The 23,167-nt window shown below is 60.0% G+C and carries 26 protein-coding genes and 1 pseudogene; 22 read left to right on the forward strand and 5 right to left on the reverse strand.

Annotated elements, in window-relative coordinates; genetic code table 11:
• Positions 1 to 8: 8 nt before the first annotated feature.
• On the reverse strand, positions 9 to 755 hold the full coding sequence (gene gpmA, locus D3871_RS02705; protein WP_119767504.1) for a 2,3-diphosphoglycerate-dependent phosphoglycerate mutase: 747 nt from the start codon (positions 753 to 755) through the stop codon (positions 9 to 11).
• Positions 756 to 889: 134 nt separating this feature from the next.
• Between gpmA and D3871_RS02710 the strand changes: the two genes are divergently transcribed.
• The 5 genes from D3871_RS02710 (at position 890) to D3871_RS02730 (ending at position 3,755) form a co-directional block, all read left to right on the forward strand.
• A complete protein-coding gene (locus D3871_RS02710; RefSeq protein WP_119767505.1) occupies positions 890 to 1,291 on the forward strand; it encodes a rhodanese-like domain-containing protein in 402 nt (133 codons plus the stop codon).
• 38 nt (positions 1,292 to 1,329) lie between these two features.
• The gene (grxC, locus tag D3871_RS02715; RefSeq protein WP_119767506.1) at positions 1,330 to 1,593 is read left to right on the forward strand and encodes a glutaredoxin 3; all 264 of its coding nucleotides are present in this window, start codon (positions 1,330 to 1,332) and stop codon (positions 1,591 to 1,593) included.
• Between the two features lie 82 nt (positions 1,594 to 1,675).
• Positions 1,676 to 2,173 (forward strand): protein-export chaperone SecB, encoded by a 498-nt coding sequence (gene secB, locus D3871_RS02720; RefSeq protein WP_119767507.1) that lies wholly within the window; start codon positions 1,676 to 1,678, stop codon positions 2,171 to 2,173.
• Positions 2,174 to 2,260: 87 nt separating this feature from the next.
• A complete protein-coding gene (locus tag D3871_RS02725; RefSeq protein WP_119767508.1) occupies positions 2,261 to 2,707 on the forward strand; it encodes an SH3 domain-containing protein in 447 nt (148 codons plus the stop codon).
• A gap of 46 nt (positions 2,708 to 2,753) precedes the next feature.
• Complete coding sequence (locus tag D3871_RS02730) at positions 2,754 to 3,755, forward strand: NAD(P)H-dependent glycerol-3-phosphate dehydrogenase (protein ID WP_119767509.1); 1,002 nt, start codon at positions 2,754 to 2,756, stop codon at positions 3,753 to 3,755.
• 42 nt (positions 3,756 to 3,797) lie between these two features.
• Here the strand turns inward: D3871_RS02730 and D3871_RS02735 are convergent, their stop codons facing one another.
• A complete protein-coding gene (locus tag D3871_RS02735; RefSeq protein ID WP_119767510.1) occupies positions 3,798 to 4,148 on the reverse strand; it encodes a cupin domain-containing protein in 351 nt (116 codons plus the stop codon).
• A gap of 323 nt (positions 4,149 to 4,471) precedes the next feature.
• Here D3871_RS02735 and D3871_RS02740 point away from each other — a divergent pair, with 323 nt between their 5' ends.
• From D3871_RS02740 to D3871_RS02800, 13 genes are all read left to right on the forward strand, one after another.
• Positions 4,472 to 6,226, forward strand: coding sequence for an extracellular catalytic domain type 2 short-chain-length polyhydroxyalkanoate depolymerase (locus tag D3871_RS02740; RefSeq protein ID WP_119767511.1), 1,755 nt, complete (start codon positions 4,472 to 4,474; stop codon positions 6,224 to 6,226).
• Between the two features lie 499 nt (positions 6,227 to 6,725).
• Positions 6,726 to 7,190 (forward strand): type II secretion system major pseudopilin GspG, encoded by a 465-nt coding sequence (gene gspG / locus D3871_RS02745; RefSeq protein ID WP_158597861.1) that lies wholly within the window; start codon positions 6,726 to 6,728, stop codon positions 7,188 to 7,190.
• A gap of 20 nt (positions 7,191 to 7,210) precedes the next feature.
• Positions 7,211 to 7,690 (forward strand): GspH/FimT family pseudopilin, encoded by a 480-nt coding sequence (locus D3871_RS02750; RefSeq protein ID WP_119767513.1) that lies wholly within the window; start codon positions 7,211 to 7,213, stop codon positions 7,688 to 7,690.
• Position 7,691: 1 nt separating this feature from the next.
• Entirely contained in the window at positions 7,692 to 8,078 is a 387-nt protein-coding gene (gene gspI / locus D3871_RS02755; RefSeq protein WP_119767514.1) for a type II secretion system minor pseudopilin GspI, read from the forward strand.
• Positions 8,075 to 8,734: a PulJ/GspJ family protein gene (locus D3871_RS02760; RefSeq protein WP_119767515.1), complete on the forward strand. Its 660-nt coding sequence runs from the start codon at positions 8,075 to 8,077 to the stop codon at positions 8,732 to 8,734. The genes gspI and D3871_RS02760 overlap by 4 nt, the downstream gene beginning before the upstream one ends.
• Positions 8,731 to 9,666, forward strand: coding sequence for a type II secretion system minor pseudopilin GspK (gene gspK, locus D3871_RS02765; RefSeq protein ID WP_119767516.1), 936 nt, complete (start codon positions 8,731 to 8,733; stop codon positions 9,664 to 9,666). The genes D3871_RS02760 and gspK overlap by 4 nt, the downstream gene beginning before the upstream one ends.
• A 19-nt stretch (positions 9,667 to 9,685) precedes the next feature.
• Positions 9,686 to 10,936 carry a type II secretion system protein GspL gene (gspL, locus tag D3871_RS02770; RefSeq protein WP_119767517.1) on the forward strand — a complete coding sequence of 417 codons (1,251 nt, stop codon included), beginning with the start codon at positions 9,686 to 9,688 and terminating at the stop codon, positions 10,934 to 10,936.
• Complete coding sequence (gene gspM / locus D3871_RS02775; RefSeq protein WP_233575489.1) at positions 10,933 to 11,487, forward strand: type II secretion system protein GspM; 555 nt, start codon at positions 10,933 to 10,935, stop codon at positions 11,485 to 11,487. The genes gspL and gspM overlap by 4 nt, the downstream gene beginning before the upstream one ends.
• A 24-nt stretch (positions 11,488 to 11,511) precedes the next feature.
• Positions 11,512 to 12,285, forward strand: a complete 774-nt coding sequence (locus D3871_RS02780; RefSeq protein ID WP_119767518.1) for a type II secretion system protein N — start codon at positions 11,512 to 11,514, stop codon at positions 12,283 to 12,285.
• A complete protein-coding gene (gspD, locus tag D3871_RS02785; protein WP_119767519.1) occupies positions 12,282 to 14,534 on the forward strand; it encodes a type II secretion system secretin GspD in 2,253 nt (750 codons plus the stop codon). The genes D3871_RS02780 and gspD overlap by 4 nt, the downstream gene beginning before the upstream one ends.
• 10 nt (positions 14,535 to 14,544) lie before the next feature.
• The gene (gspE, locus tag D3871_RS02790) at positions 14,545 to 15,984 is read left to right on the forward strand and encodes a type II secretion system ATPase GspE (protein ID WP_119767520.1); all 1,440 of its coding nucleotides are present in this window, start codon (positions 14,545 to 14,547) and stop codon (positions 15,982 to 15,984) included.
• A gap of 58 nt (positions 15,985 to 16,042) precedes the next feature.
• A complete protein-coding gene (gene gspF / locus D3871_RS02795; protein ID WP_119767521.1) occupies positions 16,043 to 17,263 on the forward strand; it encodes a type II secretion system inner membrane protein GspF in 1,221 nt (406 codons plus the stop codon).
• A 55-nt stretch (positions 17,264 to 17,318) separates the two neighbouring features.
• Complete coding sequence (locus tag D3871_RS02800) at positions 17,319 to 18,188, forward strand: type II secretion system protein N (RefSeq protein ID WP_119767522.1); 870 nt, start codon at positions 17,319 to 17,321, stop codon at positions 18,186 to 18,188.
• Positions 18,189 to 18,606: 418 nt separating this feature from the next.
• Here the strand turns inward: D3871_RS02800 and D3871_RS02805 are convergent.
• A pseudogene (locus D3871_RS02805) lies at positions 18,607 to 19,637 on the reverse strand (IS1380 family transposase); the annotation flags it as partial.
• 234 nt (positions 19,638 to 19,871) lie between these two features.
• On the opposite strand from D3871_RS02805, the gene D3871_RS02810 reads away from it, so the two are divergent.
• The 4 genes from D3871_RS02810 (at position 19,872) to D3871_RS30465 (ending at position 22,349) form a co-directional block, all read left to right on the forward strand.
• Complete coding sequence (locus tag D3871_RS02810; protein ID WP_158597862.1) at positions 19,872 to 20,831, forward strand: helix-turn-helix transcriptional regulator; 960 nt, start codon at positions 19,872 to 19,874, stop codon at positions 20,829 to 20,831.
• Positions 20,832 to 20,891: 60 nt separating this feature from the next.
• A complete protein-coding gene (locus D3871_RS02815; protein WP_147376737.1) occupies positions 20,892 to 21,125 on the forward strand; it encodes a hypothetical protein in 234 nt (77 codons plus the stop codon).
• 28 nt (positions 21,126 to 21,153) lie between these two features.
• Complete coding sequence (locus tag D3871_RS02820; RefSeq protein WP_119767525.1) at positions 21,154 to 21,474, forward strand: hypothetical protein; 321 nt, start codon at positions 21,154 to 21,156, stop codon at positions 21,472 to 21,474.
• Between the two features lie 119 nt (positions 21,475 to 21,593).
• Positions 21,594 to 22,349 carry a hypothetical protein gene (locus D3871_RS30465; protein WP_199724716.1) on the forward strand — a complete coding sequence of 252 codons (756 nt, stop codon included), beginning with the start codon at positions 21,594 to 21,596 and terminating at the stop codon, positions 22,347 to 22,349.
• On the opposite strand, the gene D3871_RS30135 is transcribed toward D3871_RS30465, so the two are convergent.
• Complete coding sequence (locus D3871_RS30135; RefSeq protein ID WP_158597863.1) at positions 22,342 to 22,482, reverse strand: hypothetical protein; 141 nt, start codon at positions 22,480 to 22,482, stop codon at positions 22,342 to 22,344. The two genes, D3871_RS30465 and D3871_RS30135, sit on opposite strands and share 8 nt — an antisense overlap.
• 83 nt (positions 22,483 to 22,565) lie before the next feature.
• On the reverse strand, positions 22,566 to 23,072 hold the full coding sequence (locus tag D3871_RS02830; RefSeq protein ID WP_119767526.1) for a GNAT family N-acetyltransferase: 507 nt from the start codon (positions 23,070 to 23,072) through the stop codon (positions 22,566 to 22,568).
• Between the last annotated feature and the right edge of the window lie 95 nt (positions 23,073 to 23,167).

Below are 23,167 nucleotides of genomic sequence, written 5' to 3' on the forward strand. Positions count from 1 at the left end.
GCAGAGTGTTACCTGGACTTGCCCTGGCTGGCGACCGCCTTCATGGCCGCTTCGATTGCTGCCTGGTCGCCCAGGTAGTAGCTCTTGATCGGCTTCAGGTCGGCGTCCAGTTCATATACCAGCGGCTGGCCATTGGGAATGTTGAGGCCGACGATGTCCTGGTCGCTGATGCCGTCCAGGCTTTTGATCAAGGCGCGCAAGCTGTTGCCGTGGGCGGAAATGATGATATTTTTGCCTGCGCGGATGGCGGGCGCGATCGAATCGTCCCAGGCCGGCATGACGCGGGCAACGGTGTCTTTCAGGCATTCTGTCAGCGGAATCTGTTCCTTCGACAGGCCGGCATAGCGCGGATCGTTATACGATGTGCGGGAATCGTTCGGCTCCAGCGGATTGGGTGGCGTGTCATAGCTGCGGCGCCATACCAGCACCTGCTCGTCGCCGTACTTGGCGGCGGTTTCCGCCTTGTTCAAGCCTTGCAGCGCGCCGTAGTGGCGCTCGTTCAGACGCCAGTCGTTCTCGACCGGCAGCCACATCAGGTCCATTTCATCCAGCGTCAGCCACAGCGTGCGGATGGCGCGCTTGAGCACCGAGGTATAGGCGAGGTCGAAGCTGAAGCCGGCTTCGCGCAGGATCCTGCCGGCCTCGCGTGCTTCATTGATGCCTTTTTCAGTCAGGTCGACATCGGTCCAGCCGGTAAAGCGGTTTTCCAGGTTCCACGTGGATTCGCCGTGGCGCATCAAAACGATTTTGTACATAGTTAGGTGGGAAATGAAGTGGGAAGAAGTAGGAAGTCGTTGAAATGGTGAACTGACTGCAATTCGAAATGCGGGATCGGCTTCTATTTTATAATGCTGGGATTGCTTAAAACCATTGAACACACAGGAGTAGCGTGAAATTTCTGATTGATAACATCTGGCTGATCGGCATTGCCCTGGTTTCCGGCGGTGCCCTGCTATGGCCAAACCTGCAACGGCGCGGCAGCAAAGTGACCACCTTGCAGGCGACGCAAATGATCAACCAGGGTAAGGCCGTGATCGTCGACGTGCGCGACCCGGCGGCGTTTGCCGCAGGCCATCTGCGCGACGCCAAGAACATCCCGTTCAAGGAATTGTCGAATCGAATCGGCGAACTCGAGAAATCGAAGAACAAGGCCGTGATCGCGGTCTGCCAGGCCGGCGTGCAGTCTTCCAAAGCGGCCGCCCAGCTCAAGAAGTCCGGTTTCAACGAGGCATTCAGCCTCGATGGCGGCATCTCGGCGTGGCAGGCTCAGGGCCTGCCGGTTGCCAAGTGATTGCGCATCGTAACCGCGAAGTAATGGAGTAAAAATCTATGACGGCACGCGTTTTAATGTACAGCACTGGAATCTGCCCGTATTGCGTGATGGCAGAACGCCTGCTCAAAGCCAAGGGCGTCGACACTATCGAAAAGATCCGTGTCGATCTGCAACCGGAGCATCGCGCAGAAATGATGCAAAAGACCGGCCGCCGCACCGTACCGCAGATCTATATCGGCGATACCCACGTCGGCGGTTTCGACGATCTGAGCGCGCTCGACCATGCCGGCAAGCTTGAGCAGTTGCTTGCCGCCGCCTGATACGGCATCATCCGCAGCATCCGAATGAAGGGACGGCAGGTTCGCCGTCCTTTTTCCTTCTCATCCTCAATGAAAGCAGCCCATGTCCGATCAAAATCAACAGCCCATTTTCCAGATTCAGCGCGTCTACCTGAAGGACCTGTCGCTGGAGCAGCCGAACTCGCCGGCCATCTTTCTGGAACAGGAATCACCGAATATTGAAGTCGCCGTCGATGTCGGCGCCGAAGCGCTCGCGGAAACCATCTTCGAATCGACCGTCACCATCACCGTGACTGCCAAGATCAAGGACAAGGTCGCATTCCTGGTCGAAGGCAAGCAGGCCGGCATTTTCGAAGCCGCCAACATCCCTCCCGAACAGCTCGACCCGCTGCTTGGCATCGGCTGCCCGAACATCATTTATCCCTACCTGCGCGCCAATATCGCTGATATGGTCACCCGCGCTGGATTCCCGCCCGTGCATCTGGCCGAAATCAATTTCGAAGCGTTCTACCAGCAGCGCCTGCAGGCCATGGCCGAGCAACAGCAGCAACCGGAGGGTTCCGGACTGGTCATGCCCGACGGCACGGCAGCAAAGCACTAATATAGAGCCCGAGCCGGGCGGGCTGCGCTGGCGCTTCTGCACTCCAGCGGCGCCAGCGCATGCCGAAAATAGAACAGGGAGTCCATCATGAAATCTGCGCGTCTGTTGCTGGCATCCGCCGCGCTGCTGTGCATGGCGGGAATGGCGCAAGCCATCGATTACAAATCCATCGGTCCGGCCCCGGCAGTGCTGTACGACGCCCCGTCCGCAAAAGGCCGGAAGATGTTCGTCGCGCCGCGCGGCATGCCGGTGGAAGTCGTGCTCACCTATGGTGATTGGACGAAGGTCCGCGATGCGACCGGCGACCTGTCATGGGTGGAATCGAAGATGCTGGTAACGCGACGCAACCTGGTCGTGCGTGCCGCCAGTACCCGTGTGCGCCAGGCGGCCGATGACGGGGCCGCAGTGGCGTTCACCGCCGATAAAGGCGTCCTGCTCGAACTGATGGAAACCGCGCCCGCCGGCTGGCTCAAGGTCAGGCATCGCGACGGACCGACCGGTTTTGTCAAAGCCGCCGAGGTGTGGGGCGAGTGAAGCCCGGCACCGGCGCACCACTTTTCCCACGCAAGGCAACGACAACATGAACATCAGCATATTCGGCGCCGGTGCCTGGGGCACGGCGCTTGCCATTGCACTCGCCGATCATCATCAGGTGGTCTTGTGGGGGCGCGATGCCGGCCTCATGCAGGATGCATCCGCAATGCGTGAAAACACCGCCTATCTTCCCGGTTTTATGTTGCCCGGCACCCTGACCATCACCGGCGACTTCGAGCGTGCCGCGGCGCATGTCGCCGATCGCGACGACACGCTGCTGATCATTGCTTCCGCAGTGGCCGGCTTGCGGCCGCTCGCGCAGAGGCTGCAGGCCTACCGCCTTCCCAATATCGTCTGGCTGTGCAAGGGATTCGAAGAGCAGACCCGGCTGTTGCCGCATCAGGTGGTGCGCGAAGTCCTCGGTCGCGATATCGCGCACGGCGCGTTGTCGGGTCCCTCGTTTGCGCAGGAAGTCGCGCGCGGCATGCCGTGCGCGCTCACGATCGCTTCCGAAATCCCGGCCTTGCGCGAAGCGGTGGTCAATGCGGTACATGGCCGCTCCATCCGCGTGTATTCAACCGACGATCTGGTCGGTGTGGAAGTGGGCGGAGCAGTTAAAAATATTCTGGCCATCGCGACCGGGGTGACCGACGGCCTCGGCCTGGGACTCAATGCTCGCGCGGCATTGATTACGCGCGGGCTGGCGGAAATCACGCGCCTGGGCGTTGCGCTTGGCGGACGCGCGGAAACCTTCATGGGACTGGCCGGTGTCGGCGACCTGATCCTGACCTGTACCGGCGACCTGTCGCGCAACCGCAAGGTGGGATTGGGACTGGCCGAAGGCAAACGACTCGATACCATCGTCGCCGAGCTTGGACACGTCGCGGAAGGCGTACGTTGCGCGCAGGCGGTACGCGCGCTGGCGGCCGAATATCAGGTCGACATGCCGATCAGCAATGCGGTGGCGGCGGTATTGTTCGACGGCGATTCGCCGCGCGAAATGGTACAGCGGCTGTTGGCGCGCGATCCGCGCGACGAAGCGGCATAACAAACGGCAGACAGGTGCCAGTAATCCGATCGCTTCAAGCGCTTAGCGCCCGTTCTTGCTGTCGTCGCCCTTGCGCAGCATCGTCATCAAGACCGATGCATTGTCGAGCGCATTGATCGCATACGGGGTCTTGCCCTGCAAATAAATCAGCTGTCCCGCGCTGACGGTTTGCGCCTTGCCCCGTGCCCGTACTTCCACCGATCCTTCCAGGCATTGCAGCGTAAATTCACCTTCGATCTCATGTTCAGGAATCGCCTTGCCTTTCGGCAGGATCAGGCGCATGACTTCAAAGTCATCAGTGCGCATCAGTGCAATCGATGCCGACTCGGTCAACTTGTCGCCAAGCGGACGGATATCGATGAGCTCGCCAGGGTCGGGATGGGGCAGGGACATGGATGGTCTCCGGATACGTGTTCACTATGTTATCAAGACTGCATCAATGCCTGCTTTGTTCCATTGTTTCGACGTAGAAATCGCACCATGATTTCATCGTCTCCGCGAAACCGCCGTTGACTGTCTGCTGCAATGCAGCGTTGACTGTCGGTTATCACGCTTGTGTTCGAGCGGTACGGTAAAACTACCAGGGATATTGCGCTTTTAGTATTAATTCATAAGATTGCCTTGCCTGCAGAACTTCTGCCGTAAAGAGTTCTGCGCACGCATAGGGCCAGCTATGCGGAAAAAACGAACCTTAAAAAACAATCAGGAGATAACGCATGGTCGGTTCCATTCCGTATGGTCGCCGCCGCTCCACTGGCGCGCGCGCAATTCTGTCAGTACTTGGTTTAGTTTCTACCGTGGCGGCGCAGGCTGCCATCACCCTTCCAGCCTATAACGTCGACATCAGCCAAAGCTCGGTATCAGGCCTGTCGTCGGGCGGCTTCATGGCGGCGCAGCTGCATGTCGCGTACTCGGCCACTTTCAAGGCCGGTGCGGGCATTGTCGCCGGCGGTCCGTTCTATTGCGCGCAAGGCACTCTGGGTAACGCGACCGGCCCCTGCATGGCGGCAACCAGCAGCAGCAAGCCGGCGACCTCGACGCTGATTTCGACCACCAACAACTGGGCCAGCCAAGGCGTGATCGATGCAACCAGCAACCTGACGAATTCCAAGGTCTACCTGTATTCCGGCACCATCGACAGCACTGTCAAACAGCTGGTGATGAACGAAGCCCAGAATTACTACGCGAACTATGTCAACAGCACGAACCTGTTTTACAGGAACAATGTCGCGTCCGAACATGCGATGGTCACCGATTACTTCGGCAGCAGCTGCAGCCTGAAGGCCAGCCCCTATATCAACAACTGCAATGTCGATCTCGCAGGTGACATCCTCAAATGGATATACGGCCCATTGAATGCAAAGAACACGGGCACGCTGGGCGGTAGTTTCATTGAATTCAATCAGACCGATTTCATTTCCAGCCCGACTTCACATGGCATGGCCAACACCGGCTGGGCCTATGTGCCGGCCAGCTGCGGCAGCAACCAGGTATGCCGCGTGCACGTGGCGCTGCATGGCTGCCAGCAGGACCCGACTAAGATTCAGGACAAGTATTACCGCAACACCGGGCATAACAAATGGGCCGACACCAACAACATCATTGTGCTGTATCCGCAGACCGCGCCTAGCAGCACCGGCAATCCGAACGGCTGCTGGGACTGGTGGGGTTATGACGACCCCAACTATGCAAAGAAGAGCGGCCGTCAGATGGTCGCGATCAAAGGCATGGTAGACAAGGTAGCAAGCGGCTTCGTGCCACTGCCGAAACCGACCGGTCTGGTGGCGACCGGCGCTACCGACAGCGCGATTTCTTTGCAATGGAATGCGGTATCCGGTGCGGCCGGCTACAACGTCTACCGCATGGGAACCAAGGTCAATGGCAGCACGGTGACCGGCACAAGTTATACCGATAGCGGCCTGCTGTCGGGCACCAGCTATACCTATACGGTAAAGGCTGTCACCTCGACCGGTGCCGCCGGCCCGGAATCGGATCCGGTCAGCGCCAGCACCACCGGCAACCCGCCGCCGCTGGCGACGCCGACCGGTCTGGCCGTTACGGCAACGACGGCAAGTTCGGCATCTCTGTCATGGAGCACCAGCAGTGGCGCGGCCGGCTATAACGTGTACCGCAATGGCGTCAAGGTCACTGCCAGCCCGGTCGCGGCAACCAGCTATACCGATAGCGGCCTTGCCGCCAGCACTACCTACAGCTATGCAGTGTCGGCCACCAGCTCCGGCCGCGAAAGTGCCTTGTCGGCCAGTGTCAATGCAACAACGAAATCCACATTCGTCTGCACCGCAGCGACGTCCAGCAACTATGCGCATGTGCAGGCAGGCCGTGCGTACAACAGCGGCGGTTATGCGTTGGCCAAGGGTTCGAACCAGAACATGGGCTTGAACAATACCTTCTATACCTCAACGCTGGCACAAACCTCGGCCGGTTATTACATCATTGGAAACTGCCCCTAAGGAATGTGTACGGAATAAGTTACCGATTTGGACGCGTCCGACGGGATGCGCTGCAAGGCGCGAGAAGGAGTCATAGCGAGCTATGGCGACGCCGAGCAACGCTGCAGCGCGCCCGTCGGACGTGAACAAAATCGGGAAATTATTTCGTGCACGTTCCTAAGTAATCTGCCCGGGCCGCATGTTTTTTTGTATCAAGCGGCTTTTGCGGCAAACTATTTGAGCAAACTCAAGTCAGACAGGGCGCGGCACAGGCATTGTGCCGCGTTCCATCGCTGAGTATGCGAGCCAGGCCCGGAACATCTTGGGCAAATGACAAGGTGCATGGCTTGTCCAAGGCTCTTTCATTCAAGCCGGCATTCCCTGCCAGCCAAGGTCATTTCGGATCGCTCATATCGTCAAGGCAACGGTGCTTGCTGAATAGCAATGATGCCGTCTGCGAGTGCTGGCATACTTCGGCCTTATACTAGTGATTTGTTTGTCATTCATTTAAAGCAATTCTATGTCAAGAAACCAACTCTCCGCTTCACGCCACGCCATGGCGCGCGCAGTCAACCGTGGCTTTACCCTGATCGAAATCATGGTGGTCGTCGTCATCATGGGCATTCTTGCCGCACTGGCCGTTCCCAAGCTGATGGGACGCGCCGACGATGCGCGCATCACTGCCGCCCGCCAGGACATTGCTACCTTGATGTCCGCGCTCAAGCTCTATAAGCTGGATAATCAGCGTTATCCATCGACCGAACAGGGCCTGCAGTCGCTGATCGCCAAACCGACCAGCGGACCGGCCGCCAATGGCTGGAAGAGCGGTGGTTATGTCGACAAGCTTCCCAAGGATCCGTGGGGTAATGCCTATCAATTCCTTTCGCCCGGAGTCAAGGGCGAGATCGACGTGTTTTCCTTTGGAGCCGACGGACAACCCGGCGGAAACGGCAATGACGCAGACGTCGGTTCGTGGGATCTTTGAGTCACCCTTTTTCCATACCCATGAAGCGTTTTGCGCCGCGTGTTGATGCACGCGGCTTCACCCTGCTCGAACTGCTGGTGGTGCTGGTCATCGCCGGCCTGTTGCTGGGCATGGTGGCGTTCAACGCGATGCCGGGCGAACGCCAGGCGTTGCAGAACGAAGCGCAGCGCATCGCACTGCTGCTGCAGCTGGCGCGCGATGAAGCAATCGTGCGCAATCGTCCTATCGCCTTCGAGGCAGACAATACCCGCTACCGTTTCCTGATCCGCGAAGAAAAGGAATGGCAGCCGCTCGGGCAGGATGACCTGCTGCGCGAGCGCGAGTTTGCGCGCGCGCCGATAGTCCTGTCGATTGCGCCTTCCATCGATGCCAATGCACCAACCTTGCGCATTGTGTTCGGCCGCGAACCGGTCGACAAACCTTTCGTGCTGACGCTGGCATCGGGCGAAGTCAGCGTCGCGATCCGTGCCGACGGGGTCGGCCACTTCACGGTCGAATAGCATGCGCACCTCATATCCCGCCCGCGGATTTACCCTGCTTGAAGTGCTGGTGGCGCTGGTCGTGGTCGGTACCGCGCTTGGCGCGAGCTTGCGTGCAGTAGGCAGCCTGACACAAAACAGCTCCGGTCTGCGCGCATCGATGATGGCGACCTGGTCGGCGGAAAACCGGCTGGCCGAGATCCGGCTCACGCGCGAGTATCCAGCCTTCGGCAAGCGCAGCAAGGATTGCCCGCAAGGCGGCCTGCGGCTGATATGTGAAGAAGAAGTGCTGGCGACGCCGAATCCGTATTTCCGCCGCGTCGAAGTCAGCGTACTGGATGCCGACAATAACCAGCGCCGCCTGATCAAGCTCGCGCAAATCGTGCCCGACCCGTCGAGGACGCGATGAACAAACGACGCGGCTTTACCCTGATCGAACTGCTGGTTGCCATCACGATACTGGCGGTCGTCGCCGTGCTCGGCTGGCGCGGCCTGGATGGCATCGTGCGTGCGCGCCTGTCGCTCAATGCCGATCTGGAACAGACGCGCGGCATGCAGCTGGCGTTTGCGCAGATGCAGAGCGATCTTGGCAATATCGCCGTCGCGAAGAACATCGGCAACCGTCCAATCCTGTCGTCACAAGCCGGCCGGATCACGCTGGTGCGCAGCGTGTTTGCCGAGAATCAGCCGTCGCGGGTACAGGTCGTCGCCTATCGGATTCGTGACGGCATATTGATCCGCAAGGAATCGGTCGCCACCCGCAATCTGGTGGAACTTGATGCGGCATGGCGGGCGATGATCGCGGATACTGATGCGGCGGCGGTGGTCAATCTCACGACTGATGTGGTGGCAATGCCGGTGCGTCTTTATGCCCCAAATGGTGGATGGCGTGCGGCAACCGAGAATACGAATATGCTGTCCGGCGGTGGTGGTGGTGGTGGTGGTGGTGGTGTCGCCCCGCCATCCAATCCGCAGGATCAGCCGACAGGCTTGGAAGTGACGCTGCAACTGCGCGACCGGGCGACCGGGCTGATCAAGGTGTTTCTGCTGGGAGCATCGGTATGACCCTGCGGCCAAATCTCCGGCAGCAAGGCGTCGCGGTCATTACAGCACTGCTGCTGACCACGCTTGCCATTACCATCGTTGCCAGCCTGTTCTGGCAGCAGCAGGTGCAGGTACGCTCGATCGAGAACCAGCGCCTGCAATTGCAGAAGCAATGGATATTGCGTGGCGCCGTTGACTATGCACGTTTGATTCTTACCGCCGCTGACCGTACGCCGAACAGCGATAGTCTGGACGATCCGTGGGCAGTGCCGCTGGCCGAAACACGGCTCGATGACTATGTTGAAAATGGTCGTGCCGATACCGATGTACCGGATGCTGTTCTATCGGGTGGTATTGAAGACGCTCAAGGCAGATTTAATCTGAAGAATCTGACACAGGCCGACGCAACGAAACAGCAAACGGAATTGCTCGCCTTTGGACGCCTGTTGAGCGCGCTGCAACTTAATCCATCGCTTGCACAGGCCACGATGGCATTCATTGCATCAACACAAAACAAAGAAATTGAAGGGATTAAAAATCCCGGTCAGCAGGTGCTCGAACTGAACCAGGCGGACGACTTGCTGGCCATACCCGCGATCACTCCCGAAGTACTCGACAAACTCAAACCGTTTGTCATTGTGCTGCCCGAAGTAACGGCGCTGAATGTGCAGACCGCGCCGGCCGAAGTTCTCTATGCCAGAATTGCTACACTGACGCTTGCAGATGCCCGTGAAATTGTCAGCAAGCGGAGAAACATGTCTTTCTCCACCGTAAGCGATTTCGGTGTTCGCATGCAGATCAGGGATACGCTTGGTAGTGACGCCACTCTTGGAACAAAGTATTTTCTGGTACATGGTAAGGTCCGCCTCAATCGTGCTGGAATGGAAATGCAGGCACTGATTCATCGCCCCGCGCCAGGTAGGTCCAGTGTCATCTGGATCCGCGAATTCTAAAAAGAAAGAACACGACATCTTGAGCACACTGTATATCCGCCTCCCATCGCATGCCGTTGCGGAAAGCTTGCAAGCCGGCATGCCACTGTATTGCGAATATGCGCTGGCCACTTCAGGCGGCGCGCTCGAGCGTGAAGGCATGACGGCCTTGCCGGACATGGGCGAACTGGTGCGCAAGGCGCAACGCGTGGTGTTGCTGCTGGCGCCCGGCGATGTGACATTGTTGCGCGTGAAGGTGCCGCCCTTGTCGCCGGCACGATTGAAGACAGCCTTGCCCAATCTGGTCGAAGACCAGTTGATGAGCGATCCGGAAGAATGTGTCGTGGTCGCCGACAGTTCGCGCAGCGATACCCGTACCGTTGCGGTCGTACAGCGCAACTGGCTCGAGTTGCTTGCAAAAACCTTTGTCACCATGGGGGCGCGTCGCATTTCAGCGCTCCCCGCGCAACTGTGTCTGCCGCATCAGCATGATGCGGCCAGCGCCGCAGTGGCCGAGCATGGCGCCGATATCGATGTCGCCGTGCGCCTGTCCGAGCATGAAGGAATAGGTTTGTCTATCGTGGCCGACCAACCGGAATCGGCTGCCTTCGAAGTAATGCAATCGCTGTCGCTGATGGTGCCGCACGGTGCGATCTTTCTGTATGTTCCGCAGGCGCGGGTACGCGATTATCAGGAATCCCTGCATATCGCTCCCGCTCTAGAAGAAAGAATTACCTTGCACGCCGACAACTGGCCGCGCTGGATAGGGGCAAGCGATAAGGTAACAGTCGACCTGATGACGGGACTGAGCGCCGCCTCCGGTCCGCAATTCGATTGGTCGCGCTGGCGCTGGCCTGTTGCCTTGGCCGTTGCTTTGCTTGCTGTAAACGTTATCGGCTTGAATGTCGACTGGCTGCGGATGAAACGCGAGGCGGAAGTCTTGCGTACCAGCATGGTCCAAACCTACAAAGCCGCATTCCCTAAAGACACCGTCGTCGTCGACCCGTTAGCGCAGGTGCGTCAAAAGCTGAGCGCCGGACAGCACCTGTCGGGACGGCTTGCGCCGGACGATTTCGTGGCGCTCGCGGCCAGTTTTGGCGAGGCATGGAGCAGCATTGGGCAAGGCGCGGGCACTATCGCCGGGATCGAATACCGTGACCGTAGCCTTACCGTGAAATTCAAGCCGGAGGTAAGTGTGCCAAAGGATCAGCTAACCGGTGCGCTGGCATCGCGGAATCTGTCCGCTACCCAGCTCAGCAACAGCGTATGGCAAATCAGGAGCGGTAAATGAACGCAAGTACGAATGCAAGTACGAACGCAAGCACGACCGCCGCAAGCAAGCGCATGAGCGGTTTCCGGCAAAGCTTTTCCGGCTTCTGGAGCGCGCGCAACAAGCGCGAACAAAACATGCTGACGGCGGCAGCCATCGTCATCGTGCTCGGACTGCTGTATGTCCTGTTGATCGATCCTGCGCTGAGCGGACGCAAGGATCTGGAAAAGTCGCTGCCGGCCTTGCGTCAGCAAGCCGCAGAGGTGCAGGCCTTGTCGAAGGAAGCTGCGGCTGCAGGTACCGGCACCAGCACCGCGCCGGTACCGCCGATGACGCGTGAAAGCCTGGAGGCTTCGCTCGCGAGCAAGGGGCTGAAGCCGCAGACGCTGACGCTGACCGGCGAACTGGCCAAACTGCAACTGAATGCCGCCTCCTTCTCCGGCATGGTCGATTGGCTGGCCGACATGCAAAGAACCGCACGCGTGTCGGTGGTGGATGCCATCATCGAACCGCAGTCGCAGCAGGATACCGTCAATGCCACCCTGACCCTGCGTCAGCAAAAGCCGGAATGAGCGGCGCGATGGAGAAACGCTAAAGTGCGGCGCCTCGTGATATGGTTGCTGGCTGCGGTGGTCGCCGTGGCGTTGACGGTCATCGTGTTTTGTCCGGCGACGTGGATGACCGTGCTGGTCGAGAAGCAGACCGCCGGGCGCTTGACGCTGGGCGATGCGCAGGGCACGCTTTGGAACGGCTCTGGCTTCATCGGCGGCGCGCCCAGTGCGGCTGATCCGGTGACGCCCTTGTTGCCCGGACGATTTTCCTGGCGGCTGTCGCCGCTGGTGTTGCTGGGGCAGGTGGATATTGCATTGGAGAATGCCGAGGCAATGACCCAGCCAGTGCGCCTGACCGGAAGCTGGAATCAGTGGCGGGTTACACCGGGGGGGGTGAATTTGCCGGCGGAAAGACTGGCCGGACTGGGCGCGCCGCTCAATACCATCCGGCCATCGGGCCAGATGCTGCTGACATGGACGCCCTTGCAGATCACACGCCAGGGCGATGCGGTGGCGATCGATGGCACCATGACGTTGAAGATGGACGACATCGCGTCGCGTCTGTCACCGATCAAACCGCTTGGGGCTTACCAATTGATAATGGATTGGCGCGGCCAGCGGGCACAGGTTGCGCTCACCAGTACCAAGGGGCCCTTGCTGTTGGACGGAACCGGCGAACTGGTGAACGGCAGGCTGCGTTTTTCAGGAAAGGCGGAAGCGGAAGCAGGGCAGGAAGAAAGGCTGGCAAATCTATTGAATTTGCTGGGACAACGCCGGAAAGTAGGCGACAAGGATGTTATCGCGCTAGAGTTCAAATGAAAAAAAATCGATCAGCAGAAACATTACAGGGTACGGCGCGCATGCGCCGCATAGGCGCAGCCGCATTGTTGATGTGTGCCATGGCGGGCATCCCGAACGTGAATGCGCAAGACCCGTCTTCCAATCAGGCGACGCTCAATTTCGTCGGCGCCGATATCGAATCGGTGATCAAGGCGATCGGCCATTACACCCGCACTACCTTCATCATCGATCCGCGCGTGAAGGGCACGATCAACCTGGTGTCAGAAAAGCCGGTCAGCAAGCCGCAAGCCTTGCAAATGCTGGCGTCCTCGCTGCGCCTGCAGGGCTTTGCGATGGTGAAAAGCGACGGCGTGACGAAGGTGGTACCGGAAGCCGACGCCAAGCTGCAGGCTGGTCCGATACAGGCCGGCGAGGTACGCGGCGACCAGATCGCCACGCAGATCTTCCGGCTCAATTACGAGTCGGCACCCAACCTGGTGCAGGTGCTGCGCCCGCTGATTTCGCCCAACAACACGATCAACGTCAATCCCGGCAATAACAGTATTGTGATCACCGACTATGCGGACAATCTCAAGCGCCTCGGCCGCATCATTGCCGCGCTCGATTCGCCGGCGGTCGGCGATCTGGATGTGGTGCCGATCCGATTTGCGGTTGCCACCGATATCGCCGTGCTCGCCAACCGCCTGCTGGAACAGAGCGGGCCGGTCGCCGGCGGCGACGCCGGCCGGGTGTCGGTGCTGGCCGATAACCGGACCAACTCGGTCATTATTCGTGCCCCGTCGGCGGCGCGCGCCAACCTGGCCAAATCGCTGATTGCCAAGCTGGACCAGCAAACCGCGCAACCGGGCAATGTGCATGTCGTCTATCTACGCAATGCGGATGCGGTCAGGCTGGCGCAGACGCTGCGCGCGGTGGTCGCATCCGATCCTTCCGCGCAAGGCGGCGCCGCACAGCAGCCGCCGCAGCAGCAGCAGGCGCAGGCGGTATCGCCGGGACAGCAGGCACAGCTCGGACAAGGCGCTCTGAGCCAGAGTCAGCCGACGCCGACCGCATTGCCGACCGGCGGCGCAGGCGGCTTCATCCAGGCCGACCCCGCAACCAATGCGCTCATCATTACGGCGAGCGAAGCCGTGTACCGCAACCTGCGTACCGTGATCGACCAGCTCGACGCGCGGCGCGCGCAGATTTACGTGGAATCGCTGATCGTTGAAGTCAGCGCGGATCGCGCGGCCGAATTCGGCATCCAGTGGGCCGGACTGTCCGGCGACGTGACCAGCAGCTATCGCATCGGCGGTGCAACCGGTTTCACCACCCAGGGTGGAGGCAACAACCTGATCAGCCAGGCCGTTTCCAAAGCGACCAACAATACCCTCTTGCCGCCTGGCAATGGCCTCAATCTCGGCATCTTCCGCCAGATCAACGGCTCGCTGACACTTGGTGCGCTGGCCCGTGCGCTGGAATCCGAAGGCAATGCCAACATCCTGTCGATGCCGAACCTCATTACGCTTGACAATGAAGAAGCCCGCATCATCGTCGGCCAGAACGTGCCGTTCGTGACCGGCCAGTTCACGACCGCCGCATCCGGCGGCGGGGCTGGCATCAATCCTTTCCAGACCATCGAACGCAAGGACGTCGGCCTGTCGCTGCGCGTGCGTCCACAGGTGTCGGAAGGCGGCACGGTCAAGATGGCGATCTACCAGGAAACCTCGAACATCCAGCCGACCAGCAATGCGTCCGACATCATCACCAACAAACGTTCGATCGAGACCAACGTACTGGTCGATGACGGCCAGATCATCGTGCTGGGCGGCTTGATCGAAGACCGCGTCACCGATGGCAACGAGCAGGTGCCGGTACTGGGTGATATTCCGATCGTCGGCAATCTGTTCAAGTACCGCAGCCGCACCGGCAAGAAGACGAACCTGATGGTATTCCTGAAACCGACGGTCCTGCGCAGCAATGAGCAAAGCGTCAGCGTCACCGGCGACCGCTATGAATACATACGGAACGTCCAGGGAAATTCGCAGTCCACCGATTCTCTGCTGCTGCGTCAGGTAACGACGCCGGTGCTGCCGCCGCTCAAGGATGGTCGCCCGGTCGGCGGTAGCGTCGTCAATGTCGATCCGCGCGATCCGGTACCGCAATCGCCGCCGGCCGGCACGGTAGCCAATCCGCCGCCGCTTGCGCCCGGACCGGCACCAGTGCCGCCGCCGGCACCGGCTCCCGATATGGCGCCGCCGCGCAGCACCAACCCGAACGCACAGTAGGACAGTTGCAATGAGCACAATCTTGACCGACGCCCGACTTTTGCCATATGCCTTCGCCCGCGACCATGCCTTGCTCGCGCGGCGCAGCGAAACGGCTGGCAATGCCGTTGAGGTATGGGTGTCGGATGCCACCGTTCCCTCAGCGATCGCCGAGGTCAGCCGCCGTTTCGGCCGCGTCAAGCTCAAATCCTTGCCGCGCGAAGACCTGGAAGCGGCAATCGCCAAAGCCTACGCCGGTTCCGGCAACGATGCGGCGCAGGTGGTCGACGAAGTCGAATCCGATCTCGATCTGGCCAAACTGATGCTGGATATGCCAGCGATCGAAGACTTGCTCGAATCGGCCGACGACGCACCGGTCATTCGCATGATCAATGCCCTGCTCACGCAGGCCTTGCGCGAAGAAGCTTCCGATATCCACATTGAGCCGTTTGAACAGGTATCGGTGGTGCGCTTTCGCGTCGACGGTGCATTGCGCGACATCGTGCGGCCGAAGAAGGCGATTCATGCCTCGCTGATATCGCGCATCAAGATCATGGCCCAGCTCGATATCGCCGAAAAACGCCTGCCGCAGGATGGGCGCATCACGCTGCGCGTGGGCGGCAAACCGGTCGACGTGCGGGTATCGACCCTGCCGACCGGCCACGGCGAGCGCGCGGTGCTGCGTCTGCTCGACAAGGAAGGCGGGCGCATGGACTTGAGCCATCTCGGCATGAGTCCGAATGTGCAGCAGCAATTCGACCATCTGATCAGCCAGCCGCACGGCATCGTGCTGGTCACCGGTCCGACCGGTTCCGGCAAGACCACGACACTGTATGCGGCGCTGACCCGGCTGAACGCGCCCGCGACCAATATCCTTACCGTCGAAGATCCGATCGAGTATGAATTGCCTGGTGTCGGTCAGACCCAGGTCAATGCGCGCATCGACATGAGCTTCGCCAAAGCCTTGCGGGCGATCCTGCGCCAGGACCCGGACATCATCATGATCGGCGAGATCCGCGACCTTGAAACCGCACAGATCGCGGTCCAGGCCTCGCTCACCGGTCACCTTGTGCTGGCGACGCTGCACACCAACGATTCCGCTTCCGCCGTCACGCGACTGCTCGATATGGGTATCGAACCTTTCCTCTTGTCATCATCGCTGCTCGGCGTGGTCGCGCAGCGTCTGGTGCGCAAGCTGTGCCCGGTGTGCCGGCGCAACGATGGCCAGCAATGGCATGCGGTCGGCTGCGACAAGTGCGGACATACCGGTTATCAAGGGCGCGTCGGCATCTATGAATTGCTGACGACCACCGATGAAATCCGCAAGCAAATCCATGACCGCGCTTCGGAAGCCGAGATCCGTGTTACCGCCCAGCGCGACGGCATGCGCACCATGCGCGAAGACGGCGAACGCTGGGTCGCCGATGGCACTACCACGCCAGCCGAATTGCTGCGCGTTGCCAAGGAATGAAACCGTGCCCGTCCATGCCGCAGGCACAATAGATCGATTGATGGAAGCCTGACATACCATGCCCGCATTTCGCTACGAAGCCGTCGACGCCGCCGGCGCCACCAGAAAGGGCGTTGTCAATGCCGATAGCGCGCGCGCTGCCCGCTCGGATTTGCGTGCGCAAGGCCTGGTGCCGATCCTGGTGGATGCGATCGCTGCCCAGGTCGACGAACTCGGGCAGGCACGCAGCCGCGCTTTCGGCGACAAGCTGTCTACTACCGAACTCGCTTTGTTCACGCGCCAGCTCGCCAGCCTGCTGGAAGCCAGCCTGCCGCTGGAGCAGGCGTTTACCGCACTGCTCGAACAGGCGGAGCGCGCCTATGTGCGCGACCTGGTCGCCTCGGTCCGCTCCGAAGTGATGGGCGGCTCCTCGCTGTCCGATGCACTGTCGCGCCATCCGCGCGACTTTGCGGATATCTATCGTGCGCTGGTCGCCTCGGGCGAACAGATCGGCCAGCTGTCGCGCGTGCTGTCGCGGCTGGCCGACTATATCGAGCGCCGCAATGCACTGGTGCAAAAGGTGCGGCTGGCGTTCACCTATCCCGCCATCGTCACCGTGGTGGCATTCGCGATCGTGATCTTCCTGTTGGCGTATGTCGTGCCGCAGATCGTATCGGTGTTCGCCAATACCAAGCAAAAGCTGCCCCTGCTAACCGTCATCATGCTGGCGATTTCCGATTTCGTGCGCAGCTATGGCTGGATCGTCGCGCTCACCGCAATAGCCGGCTTCCTGGTGTGGCGCAATGCACTGAAAAACCCCGACATCAAATACCGCTGGCATCGCTGGCTGCTGACCGCACCCTTGTACGGCAAATTTGAACGCAGCCTCAATACCGCACGCTTTGCCAGCACGCTGGCGATCACGACCGGCTCAGGCGTGCCCATCCTGCGGGCACTGCAAACCAGTCGCGATACCCTGTCCAACGTCGCCATGCGCGAACAGGTCGAAGAAGCGACGGCCAGCGTGCGCGAAGGCGTGGGGCTGGCGCGCGCGCTGTCGGCGCACAAGCATTTTCCGCCCATGTTGATCCATATGATCCGCGCCGGCGAAGTGACCGGCGAATTGCCCGCGATGCTGGAACGCGCATCAGATGCACAGGAGCAAGACCTGGAACGGCGTGCACTGACCATTGCCGGTTTGCTGGAACCGGCGCTGATTCTGGTCATGGGCGTAGTGGTGTTGCTGATCGTGCTGGCGGTACTGATGCCGATCATTGAAATCAACCAGCTGGTACGCTGACGTTGACTGCAGGGAGACAGTTGCACAACATGACAAGAAATAGAAAAGGAATGAAATGAAGCGCTTGCCGCTCGCCTTGAGCTTCGTGCTGTTCATGCTGCTGTGCGCATCGATTGCGTACTGGGGGCTGCAACTGTTCAAACCGCCACTGCGACCGGTTGCCGCCCCGCCGCGCGCCGCGCAGCCCGAAGTCCGGCCGGAAGCGGCAGCCGCGCTATTCGGCGGCCGTACCGGGCTGACCCAGGCGGCCAGCAATTTCCAGCTGCGCGGCGTCATCTTTTCCGGCAACGCACGCGACAGCGTGGCCATTCTGAGTACCGAGGGTAAACCGGCGCAAGCGGTACGCGTCGATATGGAGGTCGTGCCCGGCGTCACGGTGAAGGAAGTGCATCGCGGTTACGTGGTGTTGTCCGACAATGGCGTATCCAAACGGGTGGAATTGCCGGAAGACGCGAAGGGTGGTGTCGAGACTACGCCGCCTGTGTCGACCTCGCCGAACCCGCCCGGTCAGGGACGCAACTTCCCGCCGCCGACGCGTGCCCAAGCGGCGACGGGCGCTACGCCCGCGCCGCCAACACCGCCTGCAGCCCCACCTGTGCCCGCAAACCAGCAGGTGCAGCCGCAACTGCGCCCGCCGCCCGCACCAGCCACCCCGGTACAGCCAGCAGCGCCGCAAACTCCCCAGGTTGGAGCCGGCACGCCAAGTCCGACACCACCGCTGACGCCGCAGAATGCGCCGGCTCCGCCCGGACAAGCCATTACCGCTCCGCCGACAGTGGTCGTCACGCCGCCGCCCGCCATACAGTCTGGCGTGACCGGCGCGCCGCTCACCAACGCGCCGAACGCGGTTCCGAATACCCTGCCGGTAACCCCTCCGGCAACCGGTTCGACAGTGCCGGGCGAGCCGCCGCTGCAGAGCCGGTAGTGTGATCAGTCGTATCGACGGTACAGTCAGTCCGACACTTAGAAGCCAGTCGACAATGAACTGGCTGTCGCAGGCTATTTTTGTGCGACTGGCGGGGGCGGATGCCGGAGGTGTGGGTGCGATAGTTGGCTGAGCTTGAGCCGGAGGAGCCTGAGTCGTGCTTTCTCCCATGATGACGCTGATCAGGGTAGGGTAGTCGTATACGGCACCTGAGCTGGTATCCACGGCTGTGCCAATGATGCCACCAAAAAGGATGTTTCCAAATGCCATCGGCTTGGTACTCGATTTAACAGCGACCATGCCTGGCTGCAGGCCGTCTTTCTCGCACTTTACATTCAGGTCGTCATAAGCGCGGTGAATGGTCACTGTGCCTGGAGTCGTAACGTAGAACGTGCCTTTCGGATTGACCGGCGTGCATTGCGCGCCGGTCGAACAGGTCGAGTTGCGCCTCCTTGATGCGATTCTCGGCTTTGCCGCGGCCGCAGTAGAGCTGTTTATACAAAGCCTCGCAATCACCGTGCAAGGTGGTGACGACGAAGCGGGGATTGGCGCCACGGGCATCGTGTTCCAGCCGCGTAATCACATGACGCTCTCGATCCCCCAGGTACCGGCGGCATACACCTCGGCGATCGCCAGTTCGGTCAGTTCCACCCGCTTCAACAGCGCCGCGTTCTTTTGCAAGCCGATGATGTAATGCATGCCCCATTTCTCGAAGCGGCGCAAGGCGGCTGGCCGGCAAAAGCCGGAGTCGCCGTGCACAATCAGGCGTACGTCGGGCCAGACCTGGCACAGACGTTACGCGATCAGCTTGATCAGTGCCGACAGGATGCTGGGCGGATCGCGGCTGGACGGGCACAGCACGCAAGCCAGCAAGTCCTGGCCGCAAAACACGTGCAGCGGCAGTTAGCAATAGTGGTCGTAGTAGCGGTGGAAATGCGCCTTTTCCTGATCGCCAAAGAGCGGCACATAGATGGCGTCGATGTCGAGAATCAATTTCTGAGGCGCCTCGGTGCGGCTGGCAATGAACTGGTCGAGCAGCACGCCATGCAACGCAGTCGTGTGGACCGCAGTGGCGGCCGCTTCCAAGCGGCACAGCGTCGGCCCGGAAGCCAGTGCAGCATCGCGTCCGACAGCCGTCTGCAGCGCCAGATCATGACGCAGCGTATTGTGATCGGTAACGTTCTCCCAGCCGCAGCACAGGGCATAGATGCGCTGGGCGAGTAAGGAATGGATCGGGGGCGTGACGTTGGCGGCACGGCGCTCATCGGCGAACACCCGGGCGATCGCGCGCGTCAGCCCGATCCGCTCATCGGCGCGCCGCAACAGCAAGATGCCCGCATCACTGCTGAGGTCGCCACCATCGAACGATGCCTCGATCACGCGGCGTCCGACCTTGCCCAATTCGATCAATTCAGAGATGCGGTCAACGGTACAATGTGGCGGGGCCACCGAGGCATCGGCGATTCCGATTTTTGTTTGGCGCAGGATCCAATAACAACGCGCTTCGGCACGGAATCGCCGACCTGCGTCATAAAATATCCGGGTTTAGGGCAACGACGGGTGCGTGCTAGACTACCTTCCCCATCGCGTTTCGTTTTAGTACCATGCGTCACCCGCATATTTACCGCTGCAATACGCCGCCGCTCTATGTCAACAAATGACACCGTGCTGAGGCAGATAACGATGCTGCGGCTTATCCCCCGACAGCCACGCAGGATCGACGCGAAAACTATCAGGGAGAGGCTGAAAGAGGCCGGATACGACATTGACGTCCGTACGGTACAGCGTGACCTGAATAAACTGTCACAGACCGTGCCAATCGTCGCCGACAATGCCAAGCCACAGGGCTGGTCATGGCAAGCTGGCGCAGCATCGTTGGACGTGGCGGCGCTGGATGCACCGGCTGCACTGACCTTCAAGCTGGTCGAGCAATACCTTAGCCCTTTGCTACCGCAAACCGTGTTGGAGCACCTGCAGCCGTGGTTTGACACTGCCGAGGGTGCCCTGAACACTAGCGACAACGGATTTGCCCGTTGGTGCGACAAGATCCGCATTCTGCCAGCCGTCCAACCGCAAATCCCGCCGCCGGTCGGATCCGACGCGCAAGCCGTGCTATACCAAGCGCTGCTAGAACAACGTCGCGTCGTGCTGCACTATCAGCGACGCGGCGCGACGGCTCCACGCGACTATGTGGTATCGCCGTTGGCGCTTGTCGTGTCGGAAAACGTGATCTATATCGTCTGTACGCTGGGCGAGCGGCCCGATGTCAGGCACCTGGCACTGCACCGGCTGCGCGAGGCACGCTTACTCAACGAAACCTTTGCGCCGCCCGATGGCTTCGACATTGATCAGCATATCGCTCAAGGGGCCTTCGGGTTTCCAATATCGGGCAAAAACCTCCATCTCGAAGCGGAATTTACCACCCGCGTGGCTGGGCTTCTGCAAGAGCGGCCATTGTCAGCGGATCAGATTGTGGTTGCGGTCAACGACACGCGCAGTATTGTGCGTGCCACGGTGCAGGACACGAAGGGGTTGCGCTGGTGGCTACAGGGTTTCGGCACTGAAGTCCGCGTGCTCGGCCCGGACTTCTTGAAGGAGGAATTCCGCCGCACGGCCCAGCAGCTCGCTCAGATGTACGAGTAGGCACAGTAAGCGAGACCCGCGCGAATGCGACATACGGTGTCGCCACCGACGGCTACAGTAATGCCTGACACAACAACAACGGAGTCAGATATGCTGGGTGAGGCAATAGGCGGCGCGCTCCGGGCGGTATTCGTGGCGGCCTTTTTCAAGCCGCTCTACCAGTGGCTGCGCAGCGAGATCAGTTTTGGACGAATGCTTGCTAGATTGGCGTGTGTTTTCCTGTGCTGGCTCCTCACCCTGGCAGTCCTGTTTGCGATGCTTATGGCGCTACTCCATTCGATGGCGCAGGGCTAGCGCGGAATCGCCAATGAGGAGGTTAGCTATGAAGCTTTCCAAAATTTTCAGCAGGGTTCTTGGCCGCGCACGGCAGTCGCTGCCGGAAGAGCACGCGGCGTATGACTACTTGGTTGCCTATTTCGGCGACTTTACGGTGAGCCAGGCGTTACAACTGGAGGTCGCCGACTACGACACGCCAAACGTGCGGCGGGAGTACGACACCTTCCATGCTAAGGATCGACACATGGGGTTTAACGGTGCGGCGTTGCATGCCAATCAGCTACCGTATCTGATGCGGCTGCGCTTATGTCGGCTGATACTACAGCGACAGATCGAGACGGAACTGCGGGTCGACTGCCGTGATTAAGAACGGGGGCGCCGTCAAGGAACCGTCCACTGGTCGAGCGTAGGTTGGGGCCATACGCCATCGGTGAAGCGGCGATCGAATAACCTGTGTCCAATAATCAACTATAGGAGTATTGCGTAATGGCGCCGACAATGACCTTTGACCCGCCCGACATCACCGGCATTGATGTGGACAAGCCGCTGATTTACATGTGGGAAATTTACAAGCCCGCCGGTGAACTCGTTGGACGGTACGTTGGTAAAGCAATCCGCGGCGAGAAACGCCCGACGGAGCGTTACACGCAGAACGTGAACAAGCTTCTCCAGAAGCGGCCGTATAAGAGCGGAAAGTCCTATCGGCGCGTGCATCATGCGCTGGGCGAGGCGGTGCAGAAAGGATATCACATTGAGCTTAGCTATCTGTGCAACGTTGATCCGGCAGAGAACATCTTTCAGGTCGAGATGCGCTATATCCGTGAATTGAACTGTTTGGACGCGGCGGGCTACGGATTGAACGGGCGTGGCTTGACACCTCTGCGCAACACCAGCAAGAAGACGCGTGCCGTCCCCGGCAAGGCGACGCCATTCAAGGAAGAGCAGACTGCGCCCGTCGCCGAGGCCGCAACCAATCTCGACCACCTGATGGAACTGGTTCAGACCCGATACAGTGAGCTACTTGAGCTCGAATGCGGCAAGCGCCGCTACTCCTGGTACGTCGGGAATCAGCGCATCCTTCGTGCCAAGCAGCAAAGCCCGCGCGGCAAGGTCCGCATCAAGCTGGCGGTGTCGTCAATTTTGGATCGGGATGCAAACGAGCATACATGGGACGGCACTGAAGAACAGCTGACGCAGTTCATCGCGCAAGAACTGCAACGGTTTAGAGCTGCGCTCACATAATGCACTGGACGCGCCGCTGGCGCGCAGCAAAGATTGATTCATCGGTACAATTTTGCATCGGCGATTCCGATTGTTGTATGGCTTGAGCACCAATAACAACGCGCTTCGGCACGGAATCGCCGACCTCATTCATGAAATATCCGGGCTAAGCCGTATCAGGAAAGTTATTGCGGGCAGCGCTGCATTCATCCAATCCTGACGCCAGCAAAATGCTTGTCACTCTTTGGCGTTGAACGCCTCATGGTAGGTTACAGCGGCGGTCGGTATAGCTCCGCGCAAACCGAGCGCTTGAAAATACTCCGGCGGAACACCGGGCAAGACAAGCGCCGGTTCGGCCTTGAAGCCGAAGCGGCTATAGTAAGCCGGCTCTCCCAGCAGCACACAGCCTTTCGCATCCAGGCTTTTCAATTCGACTAAGGCCTGCCTCATGAGTCGGGTGCCGATTCCTTGCCGCTGGCGTTCGGGCGCTACCGATATCGGTCCCAGGCCATACCATCCATTCGTACCGTCAGACAGCGAAACGGGCGACACCGCGACGTGTCCGACGATGACGCCATGCTCTTCGGCGACTAGCGAAACAGATAATTGATGGGTCTTGCGCAGCGCGTTGACGATAAAGTGTTCGGTGCGGCTGGTATGCGGGGCGCGAAGGAAAGCTGCAGCGGTTAATGCTTCGATGGCTGCGATATCTGATGGTTTTTCGCGCCGGATGATCATAATCATGGAAAAGCCGATGTCGAAGATGCCGTCAAAGGTGCCAGTGCGGCGGGACGGAAGCCTCTCTCTATATGCGCTTGGTTGGCGAGATGCTTGCAGAA

The sequence above is a fragment of the Noviherbaspirillum saxi genome (assembly GCF_003591035.1).
Classification (GTDB): Bacteria; Pseudomonadota; Gammaproteobacteria; order Burkholderiales; family Burkholderiaceae_D; genus Noviherbaspirillum; species Noviherbaspirillum saxi.

Excerpts from the sequence above, each read along its gene's own strand:
- D3871_RS02735 (WP_119767510.1), bottom strand. The coding sequence starts at position 4,148 with ATGTCCCTGCCCCATCCCGACCCTGGCGAGCTCATCGATATCCGTCCG.
- D3871_RS02725 (WP_119767508.1), top strand. The coding sequence starts at position 2,261 with ATGAAATCTGCGCGTCTGTTGCTGGCATCCGCCGCGCTGCTGTGCATG.
- gspF (WP_119767521.1), top strand. The coding sequence starts at position 16,043 with ATGCCCGCATTTCGCTACGAAGCCGTCGACGCCGCCGGCGCCACCAGA.
- D3871_RS30465 (WP_199724716.1), top strand. The coding sequence starts at position 21,594 with ATGGCGCCGACAATGACCTTTGACCCGCCCGACATCACCGGCATTGAT.
- gspG (WP_158597861.1), top strand. The coding sequence starts at position 6,726 with ATGTCAAGAAACCAACTCTCCGCTTCACGCCACGCCATGGCGCGCGCA.
- secB (WP_119767507.1), top strand. The coding sequence starts at position 1,676 with ATGTCCGATCAAAATCAACAGCCCATTTTCCAGATTCAGCGCGTCTAC.
- grxC (WP_119767506.1), top strand. The coding sequence starts at position 1,330 with ATGACGGCACGCGTTTTAATGTACAGCACTGGAATCTGCCCGTATTGC.
- gspI (WP_119767514.1), top strand. The coding sequence starts at position 7,692 with ATGCGCACCTCATATCCCGCCCGCGGATTTACCCTGCTTGAAGTGCTG.
- D3871_RS02800 (WP_119767522.1), top strand. The coding sequence starts at position 17,319 with ATGAAGCGCTTGCCGCTCGCCTTGAGCTTCGTGCTGTTCATGCTGCTG.
- D3871_RS02730 (WP_119767509.1), top strand. The coding sequence starts at position 2,754 with ATGAACATCAGCATATTCGGCGCCGGTGCCTGGGGCACGGCGCTTGCC.
- gspK (WP_119767516.1), top strand. The coding sequence starts at position 8,731 with ATGACCCTGCGGCCAAATCTCCGGCAGCAAGGCGTCGCGGTCATTACA.
- D3871_RS02815 (WP_147376737.1), top strand. The coding sequence starts at position 20,892 with ATGCCTGACACAACAACAACGGAGTCAGATATGCTGGGTGAGGCAATA.
- D3871_RS02750 (WP_119767513.1), top strand. The coding sequence starts at position 7,211 with ATGAAGCGTTTTGCGCCGCGTGTTGATGCACGCGGCTTCACCCTGCTC.
- D3871_RS02820 (WP_119767525.1), top strand. The coding sequence starts at position 21,154 with ATGAAGCTTTCCAAAATTTTCAGCAGGGTTCTTGGCCGCGCACGGCAG.
- gpmA (WP_119767504.1), bottom strand. The coding sequence starts at position 755 with ATGTACAAAATCGTTTTGATGCGCCACGGCGAATCCACGTGGAACCTG.
- gspE (WP_119767520.1), top strand. The coding sequence starts at position 14,545 with ATGAGCACAATCTTGACCGACGCCCGACTTTTGCCATATGCCTTCGCC.
- D3871_RS30135 (WP_158597863.1), bottom strand. The coding sequence starts at position 22,482 with ATGAATGAGGTCGGCGATTCCGTGCCGAAGCGCGTTGTTATTGGTGCT.
- D3871_RS02740 (WP_119767511.1), top strand. The coding sequence starts at position 4,472 with ATGGTCGGTTCCATTCCGTATGGTCGCCGCCGCTCCACTGGCGCGCGC.
- D3871_RS02810 (WP_158597862.1), top strand. The coding sequence starts at position 19,872 with ATGCTGCGGCTTATCCCCCGACAGCCACGCAGGATCGACGCGAAAACT.
- D3871_RS02830 (WP_119767526.1), bottom strand. The coding sequence starts at position 23,072 with ATGATTATGATCATCCGGCGCGAAAAACCATCAGATATCGCAGCCATC.
- gspD (WP_119767519.1), top strand. The coding sequence starts at position 12,282 with ATGAAAAAAAATCGATCAGCAGAAACATTACAGGGTACGGCGCGCATG.
- gspM (WP_233575489.1), top strand. The coding sequence starts at position 10,933 with ATGAACGCAAGTACGAATGCAAGTACGAACGCAAGCACGACCGCCGCA.
- D3871_RS02760 (WP_119767515.1), top strand. The coding sequence starts at position 8,075 with ATGAACAAACGACGCGGCTTTACCCTGATCGAACTGCTGGTTGCCATC.